The following is a 24542-nucleotide window of genomic DNA, read 5'->3' as shown; positions in this document are numbered from 1 at the left end:
GCCCGTGTCACAGCAGGCCGAACCGTTCCTACCGATACGACGTATGGGGCAAGTTCCAATGGCGAATGAAGACAAGCTCCGGGACTACCTCAAGTGGGTCACCGCCGACCTGGCCGAGACACGTCGGCGGCTCCAGGAGCTGGAGGCCCGCGAGGACGAGCCCATCGCGATCGTCGGCATGAGCTGCCGGTTCCCCGGCGGGGTGCGGTCCCCCGAGGACTACTGGCAGCTCCTGGCCGACGGGGCCGACGCCATCTCCCCATGGCCCACGGACCGCGGTTGGGACACGGAGGCGCTGTACGACCCGGAAGCCCGGCGGGTGGACGGCAGCTACGCCCGTGAAGGCGGCTTCGTCCTCGACGCCGGCGACTTCGACCCGGCGTTCTTCGGGATCTCGCCGCGCGAGGCCGTCGCCATGGACCCCCAGCAGCGGTTGCTGCTGGAGGCGTCCTGGGAGGCGTTCGAACATGCGGGCGTGGACCCCGAGTCCGCGCGGGGCGGCCGCGCCGGCGTCTTCGTCGGATGCAGCAACCAGGAGTACGGCGCGGGCCTCGGCGACATCCCCGACGACGTACGAGGCCACCTGCTGACCGGCAACTCCACCTCCGTGGTCTCCGGACGCGTCTCGTACGTGCTCGGCCTCGAAGGTCCCGCGGTGACGGTTGATACGGCCTGTTCGTCGTCGTTGGTGGCGTTGCATCTGGCTGCACAGGCGTTGCGTGCGGGTGAGTGTGATCTGGCGTTGGCCGGTGGGGTGACGGTGATGTCGACGCCGGGGGTGTTCGTGGAGTTCTCGCGGCAGCGGGGGCTTGCGGTGGATGGGCGGTGCAAGGCGTTTGCTGAGGGTGCGGACGGTACGGGGTGGTCCGAGGGTGTGGGCATGCTGCTGGTGGAGCGGCTGTCGGATGCCCGGCGCAATGGTCACCGGGTGCTGGCGGTGGTGCGGGGCAGTGCGGTCAATCAGGATGGTGCGTCGAATGGTCTGACGGCGCCGAATGGTCCGTCGCAGCAGCGGGTGATCCGGGCGGCGTTGGCGGGTGCGGGGTTGTCGGCGGCGGATGTGGACGCGGTGGAAGCCCACGGCACGGGCACGGCTCTGGGTGATCCGATCGAGGCGCAGGCGCTGCTGGCGACGTACGGCCAGGGTCGTGAGCGTCCGTTGTGGCTGGGGTCGGTGAAGTCGAACATCGGGCACACGCAGGCGGCTGCGGGTGTGGCGGGTGTGATCAAGATGGTGTTGGCGATGCAGCATGGTGTGCTGCCGCGCACGTTGCATGTGGATGAGCCGTCCTCGCACGTGGACTGGTCGTCCGGTGCGGTGGAGCTGCTGACGCAGGAGCGGGAGTGGGCCGGGGAAGAGGACCGGCCGCGCCGCGCCGCAGTCTCCGCCTTCGGTGTGAGCGGCACCAACGCCCACGCCATCCTCGAGGAGGCACCCCGGGAGGAAACTCCCGAGAACCTGGCAGCTCCCGAGAACCTGGAAGCACCCGCCGACGGCGACACCGTAGCCGCCGCTTCCCGCGCGCTGCCGCACCAGGCCCCCCGGGTGCTGCCCTGGGTCCTGTCCGCCCGTACCCCCGAAGCCCTGCCCGCCCAGGCCACCCGTCTCCTCGCGCACCTGAGGGAACACCCCGGCGCCGAGCCCCTCGACATCGCCTGGTCGCTCGCCGCGCACCGATCGGCACTGCCGTACCGGGCCGCCGTCATCGGTTCCGACCACGCCCGGCTCGCCGACGCGCTCACCGCCTTCGCCGCCGGTGACCGATCCGAGGGCATCGTCACCGGCACCGCCCAGCCGGACGGCCGTACGGCCTTCCTTTTTGCGGGACAGGGCTCCCAACGGCTCGGCATGGGACGTGAACTCTACGACGAGTACCCGGCCTTCGCCGAAGCCTTCGACGCGGTCGACGCGGAGCTGCCGTTCGGTCTGCGCGAGATCGTGTTCGGTGCGGACGCGGAACTGCTGAACCGTACGGAGTACGCGCAGCCCGCGCTCTTCGCCCTTGAGGTGGCGTTGTTCCGGCTGCTGGAGTCGTGGGGGGTGCGCGCGGACGTTCTCTCCGGTCATTCGATCGGTGAGATCGCGGCGGCGTATGTGGCGGGGGTGTGGTCGCTGGCGGACGCGTGCCGTCTGGTGGTGGCGCGGGGCCGGCTGATGCAGTCACTGCCGTCGGGTGGCGTGATGGTCGCGCTGCAGGCGTCCGAGGACGAGGTGCTGCCCCTGCTCGGTGACGAGGTGGGCATCGCGGCGGTCAACGGGCCGCGGTCCGTGGTGGTTTCGGGTGCCGCCGAGCCGGTCGAGGAGATCGCCAGGCACTTCCGTGATCAGGGCCGTAAGGTCACGGCGCTGCGGGTGAGCCATGCCTTCCACTCCCCGCTGATGGAGCCGATGCTCGACGACTTCCGCGCCGTTGCCGAGGGCCTCGCGTACGCGGAAGCGAACCTCCCCATCGTCTCCACCCTCACGGGCACGGTCGCCACCGCCGAGGAACTGCGCTCCCCGGACCACTGGGTGCGGCATGTCCGCCAGGCGGTCCGCTTCGCCGACGCCGTGCGCGTCCTCGCCGCGCGTGGCACGACCCGTTACCTCGAGGTCGGCCCCGACGGCACCCTCACCGCGCTGGCCCAGGACTGCCCGGAGGCGCTCGCCGCCGGAGACACCGGTGGCGTCCTGTTCACACCCCTCCTGCGCAGGGACCGGGACGAGGCCGCCGAAGCGGTCACGGCGCTCGCCCGTCTCCACGCCCACGGCGCCACGGTCGCCTGGGATGCCGTCCTGCCCGGCGGCAGCCGGGTGGAACTGCCCACGTACGCCTTCCAGCACCAGCGTTACTGGCTGGCCGACCAGGGCCGCCCGGTCGCAGCCAGCGGCGCCGAGGGCGAACAGCGCACCGGTGGCGCCGCCGATACGGAGTTCTGGAACGCCGTCGAGCGGGGTGACCTCGGCTCCCTGGCCGACTCACTGGGCCTCGCCGAGGAGTCCCTGAACGGGCTCGTCCCGGCCCTGTCGTCCTGGCGGCGGCGTCGCCTGGAACGCTCGCGCACGGACCGGTGGTTCTACCGGGCACACTGGAAGCCGCTTGAGCCGTCGACCGCCACGCCGCTCGCCGGCCGCTGGCTCGTACTCCGGCCCGAAGCCGCCGGACACGACACCGACACCGACACCGGCTCCGGCACCATCACGGCGGAGCTCGCCGCGCGCGGCGCGGACCCCGTCGTGGTCGACCTGCCCGCCGCGCCCGAACGTGCCGCCGTGGCAGCGCGGTTGGCGTCGTTCTCCGCCGATGAAGTCTCCGGGATCGTCCTCCACACCGGCGCCGCCGCGGACGCGGCACAGGCGTGCGGCGTGGTGGCCACGGTGGTGCAGGCGGTGGGTGACGCGGGTGTGGGTGGCCGGGTGTGGGTGCTGACGCGTGGGGGTGTGTCGGTGGGCCGTTCGGACGGTCCGGCCGATCCGGTGCAGGGTGCGGTGTGGGGTCTGGGCCGGGTGGCGGCGCTGGAGTATCCGGATCGGTGGGGTGGTCTGATCGACCTGCCCGAGGTCCTGGACCGCCGCGCGGCCGGCCGGTTCGCCGCGGTCCTCGCCGGCGGACTCGCCGACGAGGATCAGGTGGCGGTGCGCGCGTCGGGGGTGTTCGGGCGTCGTTTGGAGCGGGTGCGTGCTGCTGTGGGTGGTGGGGGGTCGGTGTGGCGTCCGCGGGGGACGGTGTTGGTGACGGGTGGTACGGGTGCGTTGGGTGCGCGGGTGGCGCGGTGGGTGGCGGCTCAGGGTGCTGAGCGTGTGGTGCTGGTGAGTCGTCGGGGTCTTGACGCTCCGGGTGCGGTGGGGTTGCGGGACGAGTTGGCCGCGGGTGGGGTGGGGGTGTCGGTCGTGGCGTGTGATGCGTCCGATCGGGGGGCGTTGGCGGGGGTGTTGGCGGAGTATCCGGTGGATGCGGTGGTGCATACGGCGGGTGTGCTGGACGACGGTGTGATCGACGCGTTGACGCCGGAGCGGTTCGCGGCGGTGTTGCGGGCGAAGGCGCTGGGCGCGTTGCATCTGGACGAACTGACCCGTGACCGCGACCTCGACGCCTTCGTCCTCTTCTCGTCCTTCGCGGGAAGCATCGGAGCGGCGGGCCAGGGCAACTACGCCGCGGCCAACGCCTTCCTCGACACGCTCGCCCAGCGACGCCGGGCGGCCGGACTCCCGGGTACGTCGATCGCCTGGGGTCCGTGGGCCGACGGCGGCATGGCGGACGAGACCCGTTCCGCCGCACGGATGCGCCGGGGCGGCGTCCTCCCCCTGGACGCCGAGGCCGCCACGAACGTCCTCGCTCGCGCGGTCGCGTCCGACACACCCGCCGTCGTCGTCGCCGACCTCGACTGGGCGGAGTTCGCCCCCGCTCTCACCCTGACCCGCCCGAACCCGCTGCTCGCCTCGCTCCCCGAGGCACACGCGGCCCTGGAAGCCGCCGCCACCGGCACCGGGCGCACCGCGATCGACGACCGGGCCGGGCTGCTCGGCCGGCTGGCCGGGCTCACCCACACCGAACAGGACCGCGTCCTGCTGGAGACGGTGCAGTCCTGCGCCGCCGCCGTGCTCGGTTACGCGGGGGCGGCCGCCGTCCCGGCCGAGCGTGCCTTCCGTGACCTGGGCGTCGACTCCCTCACCGCGGTCGAACTCCGCAACGGCCTCTCCGCCCTCACGGGTGTCACCGGCCTGGCCGCGACGGCGGTGTTCGACTATCCGACGCCGCTGGCACTCGCACGGCACGTGCGGGAGCAGTTGCTGGGCGATGCGCCCGGTGCGGAGGCCGTGGTGCCGGCGGCAGGGGGTGTGGTGGTCGCCGAGGATCCGGTGGTGATCGTCGGGATGGCGTGCCGGTTCCCGGGGGGTGTGCGGGATCCGGAGGGGCTGTGGCGGCTGCTGTCCGGGGGCGCCGACGCGGTGGGCCCGTTCCCCGCCGACCGGGGTTGGGATCTGGCCACCCTGTTCGACCCGGAGGGCGAGCGCCCCGGAACCACGTTGGTCGACGTGGGTGCGTTTCTGGAGGGTGTGGGTGGGTTCGACGCGGGGTTCTTCGGGATGAGTCCGCGGGAGGCGTTGGCGACGGATCCGCAGCAGCGGTTGCTGCTGGAGACGTCGTGGGAGGCGTTGGAGCGGGCGGGGATTGCTCCGGGTGGGTTGCGGGGGAGTCGGACGGGGGTGTTCGCGGGGACGAACGGTCAGGATTACACGGGTCTGCTGCTGGCTTCGGGTGAGGATTTCGAGGGCCATGTGGGCACGGGCAACGCGGCGTCGGTGTTGTCGGGGCGGGTGTCGTATGTGCTGGGTCTGGAGGGTCCGGCGGTGACGGTGGATACGGCGTGTTCGTCGTCGTTGGTGGCGTTGCATCTGGCTGCACAGGCGTTGCGTGCGGGTGAGTGTGATCTGGCGTTGGCCGGTGGGGTGACGGTGATGTCGACGCCGGGTGCGTTTGTGGAGTTCTCGCGGCAGCGGGGGCTTGCGGTGGACGGTCGGTGCAAGGCGTTCTCCGACGAGGCCGACGGCACCGGCTGGGGTGAGGGTGTGGGTGTGCTGGTGGTGGAGCGGTTGTCGGATGCCCGGCGCAACGGGCATCGGGTGCTGGCGGTGGTGCGGGGCAGTGCGGTCAATCAGGATGGTGCGTCGAATGGTCTGACGGCGCCGAATGGTCCGTCGCAGCAGCGGGTGATCCGGGCGGCGCTGGCGGGTGCGGGGTTGTCGGCGGCGGATGTGGACGCGGTGGAAGCCCACGGCACCGGCACGGCTCTGGGTGATCCGATCGAGGCGCAGGCGCTCCTCGCGACCTATGGCCAGGGTCGTGAGCGTCCGTTGTGGCTGGGGTCGGTGAAGTCGAACATCGGGCACACGCAGGCGGCTGCGGGTGTGGCGGGTGTGATCAAGATGGTGTTGGCGATGCAGCATGGTGTGCTGCCGCGCACGTTGCATGTGGATGAGCCGTCGTCGCACGTGGACTGGTCGGCGGGTGCGGTGGAGCTGCTGACGCAGGAGCGGGAGTGGCCCGAGGCGGGGCGTGCCCGACGGGCAGGCGTGTCGGCGTTCGGTGTGTCCGGTACGAATGCGCACGTCGTCCTGGAGCAGCCGGTCGCTGAGGAGGTTCCTGCCTCGCCCGGCACCGAGGAGCCGGTGTCGCCGGTGGTTCCGTGGGTGGTGTCGGGGCGTAGTCGGGCCGCGTTGCGGGCGCAGGCCGGTCGGCTGGCGGAGTTCGTGGCCGGTGCCGGTGTGTTGGATGTCGCGGGGGTCGGTGGGTCTTTGGTCCGGTCGCGGTCGGTGTTCGAGCACCGGGCCGTGGTGTGGGGTGCGGACCGTGGGGAGTTGCTGGCGGGTCTGGGTGCGGTGGCGGCCGGTGAGCCGGCTGCCGGGGTGGTGACGGGCGAGGTGGGTGAAGGCGGCCGTACGGCTTTCCTGTTCGCCGGTCAGGGATCCCAACGGCTGGGTATGGGCCGTGAGTTGTATGAGCAGTATCCGGTGTTCGCGGATGCCTTCGACGCCGTGTGCGCCCATGTGGACGCGGAACTCGAAGTGCCGCTGTACGAGCTTGTGTTCGGGCAGGATGCGGAGCTTCTGAATCGTACGGAGTACGCGCAGCCCGCGCTCTTCGCCCTTGAGGTGGCGTTGTTCCGGCTGCTGGAGTCGTGGGGCGTACGCCCCGACGTGCTCGCCGGGCATTCGATCGGCGAGATCGCGGCGGCGTATGTGGCGGGAGTGTGGTCCCTGGCCGACGCGTGCCGTCTGGTGGTGGCGCGGGGCCGGCTGATGCAGGCGCTGCCCGAGGCGGGCGCCATGGTCGCGGTGCAGGCGTCCGAGGACGAGGTGCTGCCGCTGCTCGGTGACGAGGTGGGCATCGCGGCGGTGAACGGCCCGCAATCGGTGGTGGTTTCGGGTGCCGTCGAGTGGGTCGAGGAGATCGCCGGGCACTTCCGTGATCAGGGCCGCAAGGTCACGGCGCTGCGGGTGAGCCACGCCTTCCACTCCCCGCTGATGGAGCCGATGCTCGACGACTTCCGGGCGGTCGCGGAAGAGCTCTCCTACGGGCGTCCGCAGCTTCCCGTCGTCTCCACGGTGACCGGCGCGACCGTTGCCGACGAGCTGATGTCCCCGGAGTACTGGGTGGAACACGTCCGCCACACGGTCCGCTTCGCGGACGCCGTGGCCACCCTCGCCGAGCAGACCGTCACCCGCTTCCTCGAACTCGGTCCCGACGGCACGCTCGCCACGCTGGCCCAGGACTGTGTTGCCGACGGAGATCGTGTGTTCGTGTCGGTGTTGCGCAGGAACGGGGTGGAGGCCGGTGCGGTGGTGGCCGCCGTGGCGGCTGCCTTCACCGGTGGTGCGGAGGTGGACTGGTCTGCCCTGGTGCCTGCCGGTGGCCGGGTGGAGCTGCCGACGTATGCCTTCCAGCACGGGCGGTACTGGCCGGATGTCGTGCGTCCGGAACAGACCTCCGGTACGGGCGGTGAGATCGACGCCCGTTTCTGGGAGGCGGTCGAGCGGGAGGATCTGGGGGCTCTGGCGGGGGAGTTGGAGCTGGGGGAGGAGGTCGTGGGGGCGGTGCTGCCGGCGCTGACCTCCTGGCGGCGGCAGAGCCAGGAACAGGCCGAGGTCGACCGCTCCCGGTACCGGGTCGGATGGCGGCCGCTGGCCGACGTCCCCGGCACGGGGAGGCTGTCGGGCCGTTGGCTGGTGGTGGAGCCGGCCGGACTCGCCGTGGACCCCTGGGCGCAGTCGGTGCTCGACGCGCTGTCGGCCCATGGTGCCGAGGTGGAGCGGGTCGCCCACGAGGCCACCATGGACCGGGCCCGGCTCGCCGCGAGGCTGGAAGGCACGGCGCCGGTCGGCGGAGTGGTGTCCTTGCTCGCCCTCTCTGAAGACGTCTCCGAGGACGGAGTGCCGGTCGGGGTGTCGGGTTCGCTGGCGCTGGTCCAGGCTCTGGGCGACGCGGGGGTGAGCGCTCCGCTGTGGACGCTGACCCGGGGAGCGGTGGCGGTGGGCCGTTCCGACGGCGCCGTGGACGCTACACAAGGCGCGGTCTGGGGTCTGGGCCGGGTGGCGGCCCTGGAGGCCTCCGGCCGATGGGGCGGTCTGATCGACCTCCCTGCCACGATCGACCGCCGTACCGCAGGCCGACTGGTGGCTGTTGTGGCGGGTGTGGGTGTTGAGGATCAGGTGGCGGTGCGGGCGTCGGGGGTGTTCGGGCGTCGTTTGGAGCGGGTGCGTGCTGCTGTGGGTGGTGGGGGGTCGGTGTGGCGTCCGCGGGGGACGGTGTTGGTGACGGGTGGTACGGGTGCGTTGGGTGCGCGGGTGGCGCGGTGGGTGGTGGCTCAGGGTGCTGAGCGTGTGGTGCTGGTGAGTCGTCGGGGTCTTGGGGCGCCGGGTGCGGTGGAGCTGCGGGATGAGCTCATCGCTTCGGGGGCGCGGGTGAGTGTGGAGGCGTGTGATGTGGCTGATCGTGGGGCGGTGGAGGCGTTGCTGGCCGGGTGTGCGGTGGATGCGGTGGTGCATGCGGCGGGTGCGGTGGTGAATGTGCCGTTGGCTGAGGTGTCGGTGGGGGATCTGGCGGAGGTGTGGGCGGGCAAGGTCGCGGGTGCGGTGCATCTGGACGCGGTGCTGGCCGATCGTGTGCTGGATGCGTTTGTGGTGTTCTCCTCGATCGCGGGGGTGTGGGGGAGTGGGGGGCAGGCGGGGTATGCGGCGGCGAATGCGGCGTTGGACGGGTTGGTGCAGGCGCGTCGGTCGCGTGGGTTGGTGGGGACGTCGGTGGCGTGGGGTCCGTGGGCCGGTGGGGGGATGGCTGCGGATGAGGGTGCGGTGGAGGCGTTGCGGCGGCGGGGTCTGGTGGCGCTGGATCCGCAGCGGGCGGTGCGGGCGCTGGGGCAGGTCGTGGGGGGCGACGACGCGGTCGTGGTCGTGGCGGATGTGGAGTGGGGGCGGTTCGCTCCCGCGTTCACGAGTGTGCGCCCGAGCGCGCTGCTGGCCGGGCTCCCCGAGGCACACACCACCCTCACCACACCCGCGGCCGTCACCGGTGAAGCGGCCGGCTCGGGGCTGCGCGACCGCCTCGCCGGACTGCCCGCGGCCGAACGCGACCGTGCCCTGCTGGAATCGGTCCTCGCCGCTGTCGCCGCGGTGCTCGGCCACGCCGACGCCGCTGCGGTGGAGGCCACACGGTCCTTCCGGGACCTGGGCTTCGACTCCCTCACGGCCGTCGAGCTGCGCAACCGGCTCGCCGCCGAGACCGGCCTGAAGCTCCCCAGCACCCTCGTCTTCGATCATCCGACGCCGACGGCTCTGGTACGGCTCCTGCGAGAGGAACTGTTCGCCGACGGCGCCGCCGACCGCGGAACCGACGCGCTGTCGCCCGTGCCCGCCCTGGCGGTCACGACGGACGACCCGGTCGTCATCGTCGGCATGGCCTGCCGGCTGCCCGGCGAGGTCGAGGGCCCGGACGACCTGTGGCGGCTGGTCACCCAGGGCGCCGACGCGATCTCCGCGTTCCCCACCGACCGCGGCTGGGACCTCGATGCCCTGAACGCCTCCTCCCCGGACGGCGGCCCGAGCCGCAGCCACACCCGTGCGGGCGGATTCCTCTACGACGCCGGACAGTTCGACCCCTCCTTCTTCGGCATCTCGCCCCGCGAGGCCCTCGCCGTCGACCCGCAGCAACGGCTGCTGCTGGAGACGTCCTGGGAAGCCCTCGAACACGCGGACATCAGGCCCGGCTCGCTGCACGGCAGCCGTACCGGCGTGTTCGTCGGCGCCGGCAGCTCCGGCTACGGCGCCGGACTCCGCGAGGTGCCCGAGGGGCTCGGCGGACAGCTGCTGACGGGTGTCGCCGGCAGCGTGGTCTCCGGCCGCGTCGCGTACACCTTCGGCTTCGAGGGCCCCGCCGTGACCGTGGACACCGCCTGCTCGTCCTCCCTCGTGGCGCTGCACCTGGCGGCGCAGTCGCTGCGCTCCGCCGAGTGCGACCTGGCGCTGGTCGGCGGTGTGACCGTGCTGGCCGACCCCGGGGCGTTCGTCGAGTTCAGTTCCCAGGGCGGGCTGGCGGCGGACGGCCGGTGCAAGGCGTTCTCCGACGAGGCCGACGGCACCGGCTGGGCCGAGGGCGTGGGCGTGCTCGTCGTGGAGCGGCTCTCCGACGCCCGCCGCAACGGGCACCAGGTGCTGGCCGTGGTGGCCGGTTCCGCCGTCAACCAGGACGGCGCAAGCAACGGCCTGACCGCCCCCAACGGGCCCGCCCAGCAGCGGGTCATCCGCCAGGCGCTGGCCGGAGCCGGGCTGCGGCCCGCCGATGTCGACGCCGTGGAGGCGCACGGCACGGGCACGAGACTGGGCGACCCGATCGAGGCCCAGGCCCTCCTCGCCGCCTATGGCCAGGACCGCGAACAGCCGCTGTGGCTCGGCTCGTTGAAGTCCAACATCGGCCACACCCAGGCCGCCGCGGGCGTCGCCGGCGTCATCAAGACGGTCCTGGCCATGAACCACGGCCTGCTGCCGCGCACCCTGCACGCCGACCGGCCGTCGAGCCACGTCGACTGGTCGGCGGGCAAGGTGCGGCTGCTGACCGAGAACACCGAGTGGCCGCAGACCGAGGGACGGCCGCGGCGAGCCGGCGTGTCGGCGTTCGGCGTGTCCGGAACCAACGCGCACGTCGTCCTGGAACAGCCCGCCCCGGAGCAACTCGCCCTTGCGGGACGGGCTCCCGTGGAGCCCTCCGCCGCGACCGACGACGACGTGAACGGTGCCCGGCCCGAGCCCGCCGCCCTGCTGCCCTGGGTGGTCTCCGGTCGCAGCAGGGCCGCGTTGCGGGCCCAGGCCTCGCGGCTGGCCGACCATGTCGCCGGCCGTCCCGGGGCGACGGCGGTCGAGGTGGCCGCTGCCCTCGTCCGCTCCCGCGAGGCGTTCGAGCACCGGGCCGTGGTGTGGGGCAGGGACCGCGAGGACCTGCTGCGCGCACTGCGGACGGTCGCGGACGGTGAGCCGGCCGAGGGTTCCGGCCCCGGCCCCGGCCCCGGCCCCGTCACCGGCTCCGTGCTCCAGGACGGCCGTACGGCGTTCCTGTTCGCCGGTCAGGGATCGCAACGCCTGGGCATGGGGCGTGAGGTGTACGACGGGTATCCGGTGTTCGCGGATGCCTTCGACGCCGTGTGCGCGCACCTGGACACCGAACTCCCGCGTCCGTTGCGGGAGATCGTGTTCGGCGACGAGACGGACGTACTGAACCGGACGGAGTACGCGCAGCCCGCGCTGTTCGCGCTGGAAGTGGCGCTGTTCCGGTTGTTGGAGTCGTGGGGTGTGCGGCCGGACGTGGTGCTCGGTCATTCGATCGGTGAGTTGGCGGCCGCGCATGTGGCGGGGGTGTGGTCCCTGGCCGACGCGTGCCGTCTGGTGGTGGCGCGCGGTCGGCTGATGCAGGCGCTTCCGGCCGGTGGGGCGATGGTGTCGCTCCAGGCGTCGGAGGCTGAGGTGCTGCCGCTGCTGGCGGGCCGGGAGGGCGAGGCAGGTATCGCCGCCGTCAACGGACCGCTGTCCGTGGTGGTCTCCGGCACCGAGGACGCGGTGAGCGAGATCGCCGCGGCCGTCGAGGCGCTCGGCAAGCGCACCCGGCGGCTGCGGGTCAGCCACGCCTTCCACTCCCCGCTGATGGAACCGATGCTCGCCGGCTTCCGCGCCGTCGCCGAGAGCGTCACCTACGCCGCGCCGGACATCCTCCTCGTCTCCGACGTCACCGGCGCCCCCGCCACCGCCGAGGAGGTCACCTCCCCGGAGTACTGGGTGCGGCACGTGCGCGACGCGGTCCGCTTCGCCGACGGCGTCCGCACCCTCGCCGGGCTGAACGTCACCCGCTGGGTGGAACTCGGCCCCGACAGCACCCTGACCACGCTCGCCCAGTCCTGCCTGCCCACCACGGACGGTCCGCAGGTGCCCGTGCTGCGGCACGACCGTCCCGAGCCGCACACCCTGCTCACGGCCGTCTCCGCCCTGTTCACCCAGGGCGTCGACGTCGACTGGACGCAGGCCCTGCCGACGTTGTCCGGGGCGCGGCGGGTCTCTCTGCCCACCTACGCCTTCCAGCGCAGGCGCTACTGGCTGGAGGTGCCGGTCGCCGCGGGCGACGCCTCCGCGCTGGGGCTGGCCGCCACCGGTCATCCGCTGCTCGCCGCCGTGGTACCGGTCGCGGGCAGCGACGCGGTCGTCCTGACCGGACGGCTGTCGCTGCGCTCGCACCCGTGGCTGGCCGACCACCGACTCGCCGGGGCCGCCGTGATGCCCAGCGCCGCCTTCCTGGAACTCGCCGTCCGCGCGGGCGACCAGGTCGGCTGCGACGAGGTGCGCGAACTCGCCCTGGAGGCGCCCCTGACGGTGCCCGAGCAGGGCGCGGTCCGGCTCCAGGTCCGTATCGAAGAGCCGGATGCCCGGGGCACCCGTGCCCTCGCCGTCTACTCGCGACCCGACGACCCACGGTCCGACGCCCCGGAGTCCGACGGTCCCGGCTGGACCCGCCACGCGGCCGGCCTGCTCGCCCCGGCCGGCTCCGCTGCCGCTCCGCGGGACGCCCAGGCGGGCCGGGAAGCCGACTTCGCCGTCTGGCCCCCGGCCGGGGCTGAACCGGTCGCCGTCGGCGACCTGTACGAACGGCTGGCGGTCGACGCCGGTCTGGAGTACGGCCCGGCGTTCCGCGCCCTCACCGCCGTATGGCGGCACGGGGACGACGTGTACGCCGAGGTCGCCCTCGACGCGGAGACCCGCGAACAGGCGCGGAGCTTCGGGCTGCACCCGGCCCTGCTCGACGCGGCGCTGCATCCGCTCGGTCTCGGCCTGCCGGAAGGACTGGGGGAGGGGCTCCTGCTCTTCGCCTGGCAGCGGGCGTCCCTGCTCGCCGAAGGAGCCGCCACCCTGCGCGTCCGGCTGGCCCGGTGCGGCGAGGACGCGGTGACCCTCCGGGCCGCCGACGCCTCCGGGCAGCCGGTGCTCACCGTCGAGTCGCTGCGGCTGCGTCCCGCCGCCTCCGGCCCGGCCACCGCGACCGAGGCCGCGACCGAGGCCGCGGGGGACCGTGCGGACACCGCCGTCGTGGGAGACCGTACGCACACGGGTGCCGGTGACGCCGCCGATCCCGCACGTCCCGCCGCCCCGGCGCGGCCCGGACGCCGTCGCGCCGCCGACCCCGGTGACGAGGCCGGGGAGGCGAGCCTGCTGGACCGGCTGGCCGGGCGGTCCGCCGCCGAGCGCCGGCGCGTGCTGCTGGACCTGGTGCGCCGCAAGGTGGCCGCCGTGCTCGACTACGTCGACCTCGACGAGGTGGAGCCCTCCCGCGTCTTCAAGGACCTCGGCTTCGCCTCCGTCACCGCGGTGGAACTGCGCAACCGGCTCAGCGCGGATCTGGGCGTCCTGCTGCCGGCCACCCTGGTCTTCGACCACCCGACCCCGCTCGCGCTCGCCGCACATCTCGACGAGGAACTGTTCGGCACCCGGGCGGACGCGGCCGCGCCCGCGGCCTCGCGGACCCGGCTCGACGACGATCCGATCGTGGTCGTCGGCATGGCCTGCCGCTACCCGGGCGGCATCACCAGCCCCGAGGAACTGTGGGACCTCGTCGCGCACCGCGGTGACGGCATCTCCCCGCTCCCGGCAGACCGGGGCTGGGACCTCGCCGCGCTCTACCACCCGGACCCGGACCACCCGGGCACCTGCTACGCCCGCGAGGGCGGCTTCCTGCACAACGCCAGCCAGTTCGACCCCGGCTTCTTCGGCATCTCCCCGCGCGAGGCGCTGGCCATGGACCCCCAGCAGCGGCTGCTGCTGGAGACGTCGTGGGAGGCACTGGAGCGGGCGGGCATCGACCCGGCGTCCCGGCGCGGCAGCCTCACCGGTGTCTTCGCCGGCGTCACCTACCAGGACTACATCGGCATCCTCGGCGCCGCCAAGGAGAGCTTCGAGGGCTACATCGGCACCGGCAACTCGCCGAGCGTCCTGTCCGGCCGCATCGCCTACGCCCTCGGCCTGGAGGGCCCGGCGCTGTCCGTCGACACCGCCTGCTCCTCGTCCCTGGTGGCCCTCCACCTCGCGGTGCAGTCGCTGCGGCAGGGCGAGTGCGATCTCGCCCTGGCCGGCGGTGTGACCGTCATGTCGACGCCGGGCTCCCTCATCGAGTTCAGCCGGCAACGGGCGCTCGCCGAGGACGGCCGCTGCAAGCCGTTCTCCGCGGACGCCGACGGAGCGAGCTGGGCCGAAGGCGTCGGCATGGTCGTACTCGAACGGCTGTCCGACGCCCGGCGGGGCGGACACCCCGTCCTCGCCGTCGTCCAGGGCAGCGCCCTCAACCAGGACGGCGCCTCCAACGGACTGACCGCGCCCAACGGGCCCTCGCAGCAACGCGTCATCCGTGCCGCGCTGGCCGGCGGCGGGCTCGCTCCGGCCGACATCGACGCCGTGGAGGCGCACGGCACCGGAACGACGCTGGGCGACCCGATCGAGGCCCAGGCGCTGATCGCCGTCTACGGCCAGGACCGCGCCGAGGACCACCCCCTGTGGCTGGGCTCGCTGAAGTCCAACATCGGCCACTCCCAGGCCGCGGCCGGCGTCGGCGGCGTGATCAAGATGGTCATGGCCCTCCGCAACGGCCTGCTCCCGGCGACCCTGCACGCCGACACCCCGACCCCCGAGGTCGACTGGTCCGCGGGCGCCGTACGGCTGCTCAACGACCCGGTGCCGTGGCCGCGGACCGACCGGCCGCGCCGCGCGGGCGTCTCCTCGTTCGGCATGAGCGGCACCAACGCGCACGTCATCATCGAGCAGGCCCCCGACGACGTGGCGGAGCACGACACGCCAGCGACGCCGCAGGAGGACACGACCGCCCCCGTCGCGGTCCCCGTCCCCCTGTCCGCCCGCACCACCGACGGACTCCGCGCCCAGGCCGGCCGGCTCCTCGCCCATCTGCGCGAGCACCCCGGACTCGGCCTCGCCGACCTGGGCCTGTCCCTGGCCACCACCCGCACCGCCTTCGAACAGCGGGCGGTCGTGCTCGCCGGCGACGAAGAGGGCCTGGTGCGCGGACTGCGCGGCCTCGCCGAGGACGGCATGCTCAGCGAGGCCGTCCGCGGCGTCGACCGGCGCGGCACCGGGCCCGTGCTGGTCTTCCCCGGCCAGGGCGCCCAGTGGCCCGGCATGGGCCGCGAACTCCTCGACACCGCACCCGAGTTCGCCCGCCGCATCGCCGAGTGCGAGCAGGCGCTCGCGCCCTACGTCGACTGGTCGCTGACGGCCGCCCTGCGCGGCGGCCCGGACGCCCCCGACCTCGACCGGGTGGACGTCGTCCAGCCCGTCCTGTGGGCCGTCATGGTCTCCCTCGCCCATCTCTGGCGCTCCTACGGCGTCGAGCCCGCCGCCGTCGTCGGCCACAGCCAGGGCGAGATCGCCGCGGCCGTCGTCGCCGGCGCCCTGTCCCTGGAGGACGGCGCCCGCGTCGCCGCCCTGCGCAGCAAGGCCATCACCGCCATCGCGGGCGACGGCGGCATGATGTCCGTCCCGCTCCCCGCCGACGAGGTCCGCACCCGGCTCGAACCGTACGGCGACCGGCTCGCCGTGGCCGCCGTCAACGGCCCCGGCTCGGTCGTCGTCTCCGGCGCCGCCGACGCCCTGGACGACCTGTTCACCGCACTGACCGGTGACGGGGTGCAGGCCCGCAAGGTCGCCGTGGACTACGGCAGCCACTCCGCGCACGTCGAACCCGTCCGCGAGCAGGTCCTCGACGTCCTCGCGGCACTGCGGCCGACGCCCGCCGAGATCCCGTTCCGCTCCTCGGTGACCGGCGACTGGCTGGACGAGGACACCGTCCCGGACGCCGCCTACTGGTACACCAACCTGCGGGAGACCGTCCGCTTCGAGGACGCGATCCGCGGCCTGCTCGCCGCCGGACACCGCGCCTTCATCGAGGTCGGACCGCACCCCGTCGTCGCCTTCGGCCTCCGTGACACCATCGACGACACCGGCGCCGACGCCGTCGTGCTCGGCACGCTCCGCCGCGACCAGGGCGGCCTGGACCGCTTCCTGACCTCCCTCGCCGAAGCCCACGTCCAGGGCGTCCCCGTCGACTGGCACAGCGTCTTCGCCGGAACCGGCGCCGACCGCGTCGACCTGCCGACCTACGCCTTCCAGCGGCTGCGGTTCTGGCCCGAACTGCGGGACGCGGAGCCCGCCGCCGAGGACGGCACGCAGGCCTCCGACGAGGTGGAGAGCCGCTTCTGGCGGACGGTGGAGGAAGAGGACCTCGCCTCCCTCGCCGCCACCCTCGACCTCGGCGGCGACACCCCGCTGCGCGAGGTGCTGCCCGCGCTGTCCGCCTGGCGGCGCAGCAGCAAGGAGCAGTCCACCGTCGACAGCTGGCGCTACACCGTCGGCTGGACCCCGCTCACCCAGGACACCGCCGCCGCGCCCCCGTCCGGCACCTGGCTCCTCGTCCTGCCCGCCACCGGCCACGCCCTGGCGGACGCCACCCGGCGGACGCTGACCGGCCACGGCGTCACCGTCCGGGCCGTGACCGTCGACGGCGCGGCACCCGACGCCGACCGCGAGGGACTGGCCGGCCTGCTGACCGCCGCGCTCGACGCCACCGACGACGAACCCGCCCTGGAACCGGCCGACCTCGGCGGAGTGCTCTCGCTCCTCGCCCTGGACGAGACCCCGCGCCCCGACCACCCGTCGGTGCCCACCGGGCTCGCCGGCACGCTCACACTCGTACAGGCCCTCGGCGACCTCGGCATCGGCGCACCCCTGTGGTGCGCCACCCGGGGCGCCGTCGCCCTCACCGCCTCCGAGACCGTGCTGAGCGCACCACAGGCCCTCGTCTGGGGCTTCGGCAGGGTCGCCGCCCTCGAGCACTCCGACCGCTGGGGCGGCCTGATCGACCTGCCCGCCACCCTGGACCGCCGGGCGGGCGACCGGCTGTGCGCCCTGCTGGCCCGGCCCGACGGCGAGGACCAGACCGCCGTCCGCGCCTCCGGCACCTACGGCCGCCGCCTGCTGCGCGCCCCGCTCGACGGCGCCACACCGCCCGGCGAGACCTGGCGGCCCCGCGGCACCGTCCTGATCACCGGTGGCACCGGCGCGGTCGGCGGACACATCTCCCGCTGGCTCGCCTCCCTCGGCGCCGACCACCTGCTGCTCACCAGCCGCCGGGGCGCCGACGCGCCCGGCGCCGCCGAACTGTCCGCGGAACTGACCGCGCTCGGCGCCGGCCGCGTCACCCTCGCCGCCTGCGACGTCGCCGACCGCGACGCCCTGAGCGAGCTGCTCGGCTCGATCCCCGAGGAACACCCGCTCGACGCCGTGCTGCACATCGCCGGCTCCCTCGACGACGGTGTCATCGACGCACTCGACCCCGGCCGTATGCATCCGGTGCTGCGTACCAAGGCCACCGCCGCGGTCAACCTGCACGAACTGACCGCCGGGCTCGACCTGTCCGCCTTCGTCCTGTTCTCCTCCACCTCCGGCACGATCAGCGGACCCGGCCTCGGCAACTACGCCCCCGGCAACGCCTTCCTCGACGCCCTCGCCCAGCAGCGCCGCTCCCTCGGCCTGCCCGCCACGGCCGTCGCCTGGGGACACTGGGCCGACGGCGGCATGGGCGACGGCGCGGTCGGCGACCGCCTGCGCCGCTACGGCGTGTACGACATGCGGCCCGAACTGGCCTGCCAGGCCCTCCAGCAGGCACTCGACCACGGCGAGACCTACCTCGCGGTGACCGACATCGGCTGGGAACGGTTCGCGCCCGCCTTCACCGGCTCCCGGCCCAGCGCGCTCCTGCGCGACCTGCCCGACGCCCGGCGCGTTCTCGCACCGGCCCGCGCCACCGCCTCCGGCCCGACGGCGGGCGAGCCCTTCGGCGGCGACGCCGGAGGCGCCGACCAGCCCCCGCTCCGCCGCCACCTCGCCGGCCTCCCCGCCGACGAACGGGCGGACGCCGTCCTCGACGTCGTCCGCGGCTATGTGGCCACCGTGCTCGGCTACCCCGGGCCCGAGGCGGTCGAGCCGACCCGCGCCTTCAGCGACCTCGGCTTCGACTCGCTCAGCGCCGTCGAACTCCGCAACGGCATGAACAAGATCACCGGGCTGCGGCTGCCGGCCACACTGGTCTTCGACTTCCCGAACTGCGCCGAACTGGCGCGGATGCTGCTCGGCGAACTCGGTACGGCATCCGACGGCACGGGATCCGCGGACGACCGCCTGTCAGCCGCCACCCGGCCCGCCACCGACGACGACCCGATCGTCATCACCGCGATGAGCTGCCGTTTCCCCGGCGGGGCCGACACGCCCGAGGAGTACTGGCGGCTGCTCGCCGACGGCGCCGACGCCATCGCACCGTTCCCGGCCGACCGCGGCTGGGACGTCGACGGCCTCTACCACCCCGACCCCGACCACCCCGGCACCTGCACCGCCCGCGAAGGCGGATTCCTTCGGGACATGGCCGCGTTCGACCCCGGCTTCTTCGGGATCTCGCCGCGGGAGGCGCTGGCGATGGATCCGCAGCAGCGGTTGCTGCTGGAGCTGGCGTGGGAGGCGTTCGAGCGGGCCGGGATCGACCCGACGACCCTGCGCGGCTCCCGCACCGGCGTCTTCGCCGGCACCAACGGCAACGACTACACCCCTCTCCTCGTCGCCTCCGGCGAGGACGTCGGGGGCCACCTCGGCACCGGCAACGCGGCGAGCATCGTCTCCGGCCGGGTGTCCTACACGCTCGGCCTGGAGGGCCCCGCCGTGACGGTGGACACGGCGTGTTCAGCCGCCCTGGTCGCCCTGCATCTGGCGGTGCAGGCCCTGCGTGCGGGTGAGTGTGATCTGGCGTTGGCCGGTGGTGTGACGGTGATGTCGACGCCGGGGTTGTTCCTGGACTTCAGTCGGCAGCGGGGTCTTGCTGCGGATGGCCGGTGCAAGGCGTTCTCGGACGGGGCTGATGGGGCCGGGTTCTCCGAGGGTGCGGGTCTGGTGCTGGTGGAGCGGTTGTCGGACGCGCGGGCTGCGGGGCGGCCGGTGTTGGCGGTGGTCGCCGGTTCGGCGGTGAACCAGGATGGTGCGTCGAATGGTCTGACGGCGCCGAACGGTCCGTCGCAGCAGCGGGTGATCCGGCAGGCGCTGGCCGGTGCCGGGCTGGTGTCTTGCGATGTGGACGTGGTGGAGGCGCACGGGACGGGTACGGCTCTGGGGGATCCGATCGAGGCGCAGGCGATCCTGGCGGCGTACGGTCAGGATCGTGAACGGCCGTTGTGGCTGGGGTCGGTGAAGTCGAACATCGGTCACACGCAGGCGGCGGCGGGTGCGGCTGGTGTGATCAAGATGGTGCTGGCTCTGCAGCACGGTGTGCTGCCGCGGACCTTGCACGTGGATGAGCCGTCGTCGCATGTGGACTGGTCGGCGGGGGCGGTGGAGCTGCTCACCGATCGTGCCGACTGGCCGCGTGTGGAGGGAAGGACGCGGCGTGCCGGTGTGTCGTCGTTCGGGCTGAGTGGCACGAATGCGCATGTGGTGCTGGAGGAGCCGCCGGTTGTGGTGGAGCAGGGGCCCGAGCGGGTTGATGGTGGTGTGGTGCCGTGGGTGGTGTCGGGCCGTACGGGTGGGGCGCTGCGGGCCCAGGCGGGTCGGCTGGCGCAGTTCGTGACTGGTGACGAGACGTTGGGTGTCGTCGAGGTCGGTGGGGCGCTGGTGCGGTCGCGGTCGTTGTTCGAGCATCGGGCGGTGGTCTGGGGTTCGGACCGTGCGCAGCTGCTGCGGGCGCTGGAGGCGGTCGCTTCCGGTGAGGAAGCACCCAACGCCGCGACCGGCACCGCACGCCGTGACGCTCGCACCGCGTTTTTGTTCGCCGGGCAGGGCTCGCAACGCCTGGGCATGGGGCGGGAGTTGTATGACTCCTATCCCGTTTTCGCGGACGCTTTCGATGCCGTGGATGCGGAACTGCCTTTCGGTCTGCGGGAGGTGGTGTTCGGTGAGGATGCCGAGCTGCTGAACCGCACGGAGTTCGCACAGCCCGCCCTGTTCGCTCTCGAAGTGGCGCTGTTCCGGCTGCTGGAGTCCTGGGGCCTGCGCCCCGACGTGCTGGCCGGGCACTCCATCGGTGAGATCGCCGCCGCGTATGTGGCGGGGGTGTGGTCGCTGGCGGACGCGTGCCGTCTGGTGGTCGCGCGGGGCAGGCTGATGCAGGCCCTGCCGTCCGGCGGCGCGATGGTCGCCCTGCAGGCCGGCGAGGACGAGGTGCTGCCTCTCCTCGGTGACGAGGTGGGTATCGCGGCGGTCAACGGCCCCCGGGCGCTGGTGATCGCCGGTGCCGTGCAAGCTGTCGAGGAGGTCGCCGACCGCTTCCGCGTCCAGGACCGCAAGGTCACCCCACTGCGGGTCAGTCACGCCTTCCACTCACCGCTCATGGAGCCGATGCTGGCGGACTTCCGCAAGGTCGCGGAGAGTCTGTCGTACGAGCGTCCGAAGCTGCCCCTGGTCTCCACGGTGACCGGTGAGAGCGCGACTTCGGACGAGCTGATGTCGGCGGACTACTGGGTCGCCCATGTGCGCCGTCCGGTGCGTTTCGCCGACGCCGTCCAAACACTCGCCGGGCAGGGCGCCGGCCGCTTTGTGGAACTCGGCCCGGACGGCACCCTCACCGCCCTCGCCCAGGCCTCCCTCGACGACACCGAGGCCACGGTGCTCGTGCCGGTGCTGCGCAAGGACCGGCCCGAGACACCGTCCGCCCTCACCGCCCTCGCCACCCTGTTCGTGCACGGCGCCCACGCCGACTGGGGCACCTTCACGGGCGCCGACCGGGGCCCGACCCCGAACCTGCCGACGTACGCCTTCCAACGCCGCCGTCACTGGCCGGACTTCACCGGCGTCACCCTCGGCGATCTCGGTTCGGCGGGCGTCGGCTCGGCCGAACACCCGCTGCTCGGCGCCGCCGTGCGCGTGGCCGGCAGCGAGGAGGCGCTGTTCACCGGGCGGCTCTCCCTCCGGTCGCATCCGTGGCTGCGCGACCACGCCGTGTCCGGCACGGTCCTCTTCCCGGGCACCGGATTCCTCGAACTCGCCCTGTGCGCCGCCGGACGGCTCGGCTACGACCGCGTCGACGAACTGACCATCGCCGCCCCGCTGATCGTGCCCGAGCGCACCGGACGGCTCGTCCAGGTCAGGGTGGGCGCGCCCGACGAGTCGGACACGCGCACCGTGGAGGTGTACTCGCGCGCCGAGGACGCCCTCGACACCGATCCGTGGACACTGAACGCCAGCGGCTCGCTGGCCGCCGACCCGGCGCCCGACACCGCGGACCCCGATCTGACCGCCTGGCCCCCGCCGAACGCCGAGGCCGTCCCCATGGAGGGCTTCTACGACCGCTTCGCCGAGGCGGGATTCGCCTACGGGGCGGTCTTCCAGGGGCTGCGCGCGGTCTGGCGGCGCGGTGAGGAGGTCTTCGCCGAGGTCGGGCTGCCCGACGAGCACGATCGGCTCGCAGGCGACTTCGGTCTCCACCCGGCGCTCCTGGACTCCGCCCTGCACGCGATGATGTTCGTGTCACTGGCCGACGCCGGCCAGGGCAGGCTGCCGTTCTCCTGGAACGGGGTGTCGTTGCGTGCGTCCGGCGCGCGGGCCCTGCGCGTCCGGATGGTGCAGGCCGGTCCGGAAGCCGTCGCCCTGCAGCTGGCCGACCCGGCGGGCGGCAGGGTCGCCGACGTCGAGTCGCTGCTGCTGCGCCAGGTCTCCGGCGACCTCGCCGCTCGCGCCGAGGCCGACGGTCACCGCGACGGCCTCTTCCAGGTGGACTGGACGAAGGTGTCGCCGCCCGAGCGGGACGCGTCCCCGGCGGGCGCCCTCGCGGCGGTGGGCGCCGTCGGTCCCGTACCCGGCGCGGCGTCGTATCCGACCCTGGCCGAACTGCCTGCCGCCGTCCCCGCGACCGTGCTGTTCGCCGCAGGCAGCGGCCTGAGCGGCGCGGACGGTGACACGGCGGTCGCCGCCCGTGCCGTCACCGGTCGCGTCCTGGACGCCGTACGGTCCTGGCTCGCCGACGAGCGGTTCGAGGAGTCACGCCTGGTGATCGTCACCGAGGGGGCGGTCGCCCTCGACGGAACGGCTCCCGATCCGGCCCTGGCCGCGGTGTGGGGCCTGCTGCGGGCCGCGCGCGCCGAGGCACCCGACCGGTTCGCCCTGCTCGACACCGACGGTACGGAAGCGTCTCGCGCAGCGCTCGCCCAGGCCCTCGGCACCGGCGAACCGGAGCTCGCGCTGCGGGACGGCGTGCCGCACGCGCCCCGCCTCGGCCGCGTCCCGGCCGGGGAGGGACTCCCGCTCCCGGCGGCTGCACCGGCCTGGCACCTGGACAGTGTGGAGAAGGGCACCCTGGACAGCCTGGCCCTGATCCCCTTCCCCGAGGCCGCGGCGGAGTTGACGGAGGGACAGGTCCGTATCGCCGTACGCGCGGCGGGCGTCAACTTCCGCGACGTCCTCAACGCGCTCGGTATGTATCCGGGCGAAGCCGGCCTGCTGGGCGGCGAGGGTGCGGGTGTGGTGACCGAGGTCGGTCCTGGTGTGTCGGGGCTGGCCGTCGGTGACCGGGTGTTCGGCATGTTCCCCGGTTCCTTCGGGCCGGTGGCGGTGGCGGACGCGCGGACGGTGGCCCGGGTGCCTCGGGGCTGGTCGTTCGCCGAGGCGGCGTCGGTGCCGATCGTGTTCCTGACCGCGTACTACGCGCTCACCGACCTGGGGGCTGTGCGGTCCGGCGAATCGGTGCTGGTGCACGCGGCCGCGGGCGGTGTGGGGATGGCTGCCGTGCAGTTGGCGCGGCATCTGGGTGCGGAGGTGTTCGGTACGGCGAGTGCCGGCAAGTGGGACACCCTGCGGGAGCTGGGTCTGGACGAGGGGCACATCGCCTCCTCGCGTGACCTGGCTTTCGAGGGTGCGTTCCTCGCGGCGACCGGCGGCAGGGGCGTGGATGTCGTACTGGACTCGCTGGCGGGTGAGTTCGTGGACGCGTCGTTGCGTCTGCTGCCGCGGGGCGGCCGGTTCCTGGAGATGGGCAAGACCGATGTCCGTGACCCGGAGGCGGTGGCGGCCGGGCATTCCGGTGTGATGTACCGGGCCTTCGACCTGTGGGAGGCCGGTCCGGAGCGGATCGGGCACATGCTGTCCGACCTGGTCGCCCTGTTCGAGGAGGGGGTGCTCGAACCCCTTCCGGTCACCTGCTGGGACGTACGGCAGGCCCCCGAGGCGTTCCGCCACCTGTCGCAGGCGCGGCACGTGGGCAAGGTGGTCCTCACCGTCCCGGCGCCGCTCGACCCGCAGGGGACCGTCCTGGTGACCGGTGGCACGGGTGGTCTGGGTGCGCTGGTGGCCCGTCATCTGGTGACCGAGCACGGTGTACGGCATCTGCTGCTGGCCGGCCGCCGTGGACTCGACGCCCCGGGTGCCCCCGAACTCGTGGCGGAGCTCAGTGACTTGGGTGCCGAGGTTGAGGTGGCGGCCCTGGATGTGGCCGATCGTGACCAGTTGGCCGTCGTGCTGGCTGGACGTCAGCTGACTGCCGTGGTGCACACGGCAGGCATCGTCGACGACGGTGTGGTGTCCTCCCTGACCGAGGAGCGACTCGCCGCGGTGATGCGGCCGAAGGCGGACGCGGTCACGCATCTGCACGAGCTGACCCGCGACGCCGACCTGTCCGCCTTCGTGGTCTTCTCCTCCGTCGCCGGAACGTTCGGCAGCGCGGGTCAGGCCAACTACGCGGCCGCGAACGCCTTCCTGGACGCGTTCGCCGCCCGCCGCCGTGCGTCGGGTCTCCCGGCGGTGTCCCTCGCGTGGGGTGCGTGGGCGCCCGGTGCGGGCATGACCGCCGATCTGACCGAGGCGGACCTGCGCCGCATGGCCCGCGGCGGTATGCGGCCGCTCACCGCCGAACAGGGGCTCGCACTCCTCGACTCCGCAGGGCTCACGGCCTTCACGGCCCCCGCCCACCGGGCTCTGCTGCTGCCGGTGAACCTTGACCTCCAGGCGCTGCGGGCGCACGCCGAGGCCGTACCGCCGTTGCTGCGCGGCCTGGTGCGGGCCCCGGCGCGGCGGGCCGCGCGGACGGCGGCCGGGGTCGGCGCGGAGCGGGAGGATCTCCAGGCCCGTCTGGCGGCGCTCGCGCCGGCCGACCGGGAGCAGTACCTCGTCGATCTCGTCTGTGCCCAGGCGGCGGCGACCCTCGGCCACGCCTCGGCGGACGAGATCGAACCGGACCAGGCGTTCAAGGAGCTGGGCTTCGACTCGCTCACCGCCGTCGAACTGCGCAACCGGCTCAACGCGGTCACCCGGCTGCGGCTTCCGGCGACGTCGGTGTTCGACCACCCGACGCCGACGGCGCTGGCGGCGCATCTGCTGGAGGGGATCACCGTGCCGGAGGCGTCCGGCACGGGTGCGGGCGAGGGCCCGGGCGCGGCCGTGCCGGCGGCGCCGCTCCTGGTCGAACTGGACCGGCTGGAGGCGGCGCTCGGCGCCGCCGCGGTCG

At 73.5% G+C, this 24542-nt stretch carries 1 pseudogene; it reads left to right on the top strand.

Annotated elements, in window-relative coordinates:
• Positions 1–4 precede the first annotated feature (4 nt).
• Positions 5–24412: pseudogene (locus tag ACYQ8Q_RS05175) on the top strand (type I polyketide synthase); the annotation flags it as partial.
• Between the last annotated feature and the right edge of the window lie 130 nt (positions 24413–24542).

Source organism: Streptomyces sp. YKOK-I1 (genome assembly GCF_054660435.1).
The sequence above is the reverse complement of the archived record's forward strand: the minus strand, read 5'-3'. Positions and strand labels throughout refer to the sequence as shown.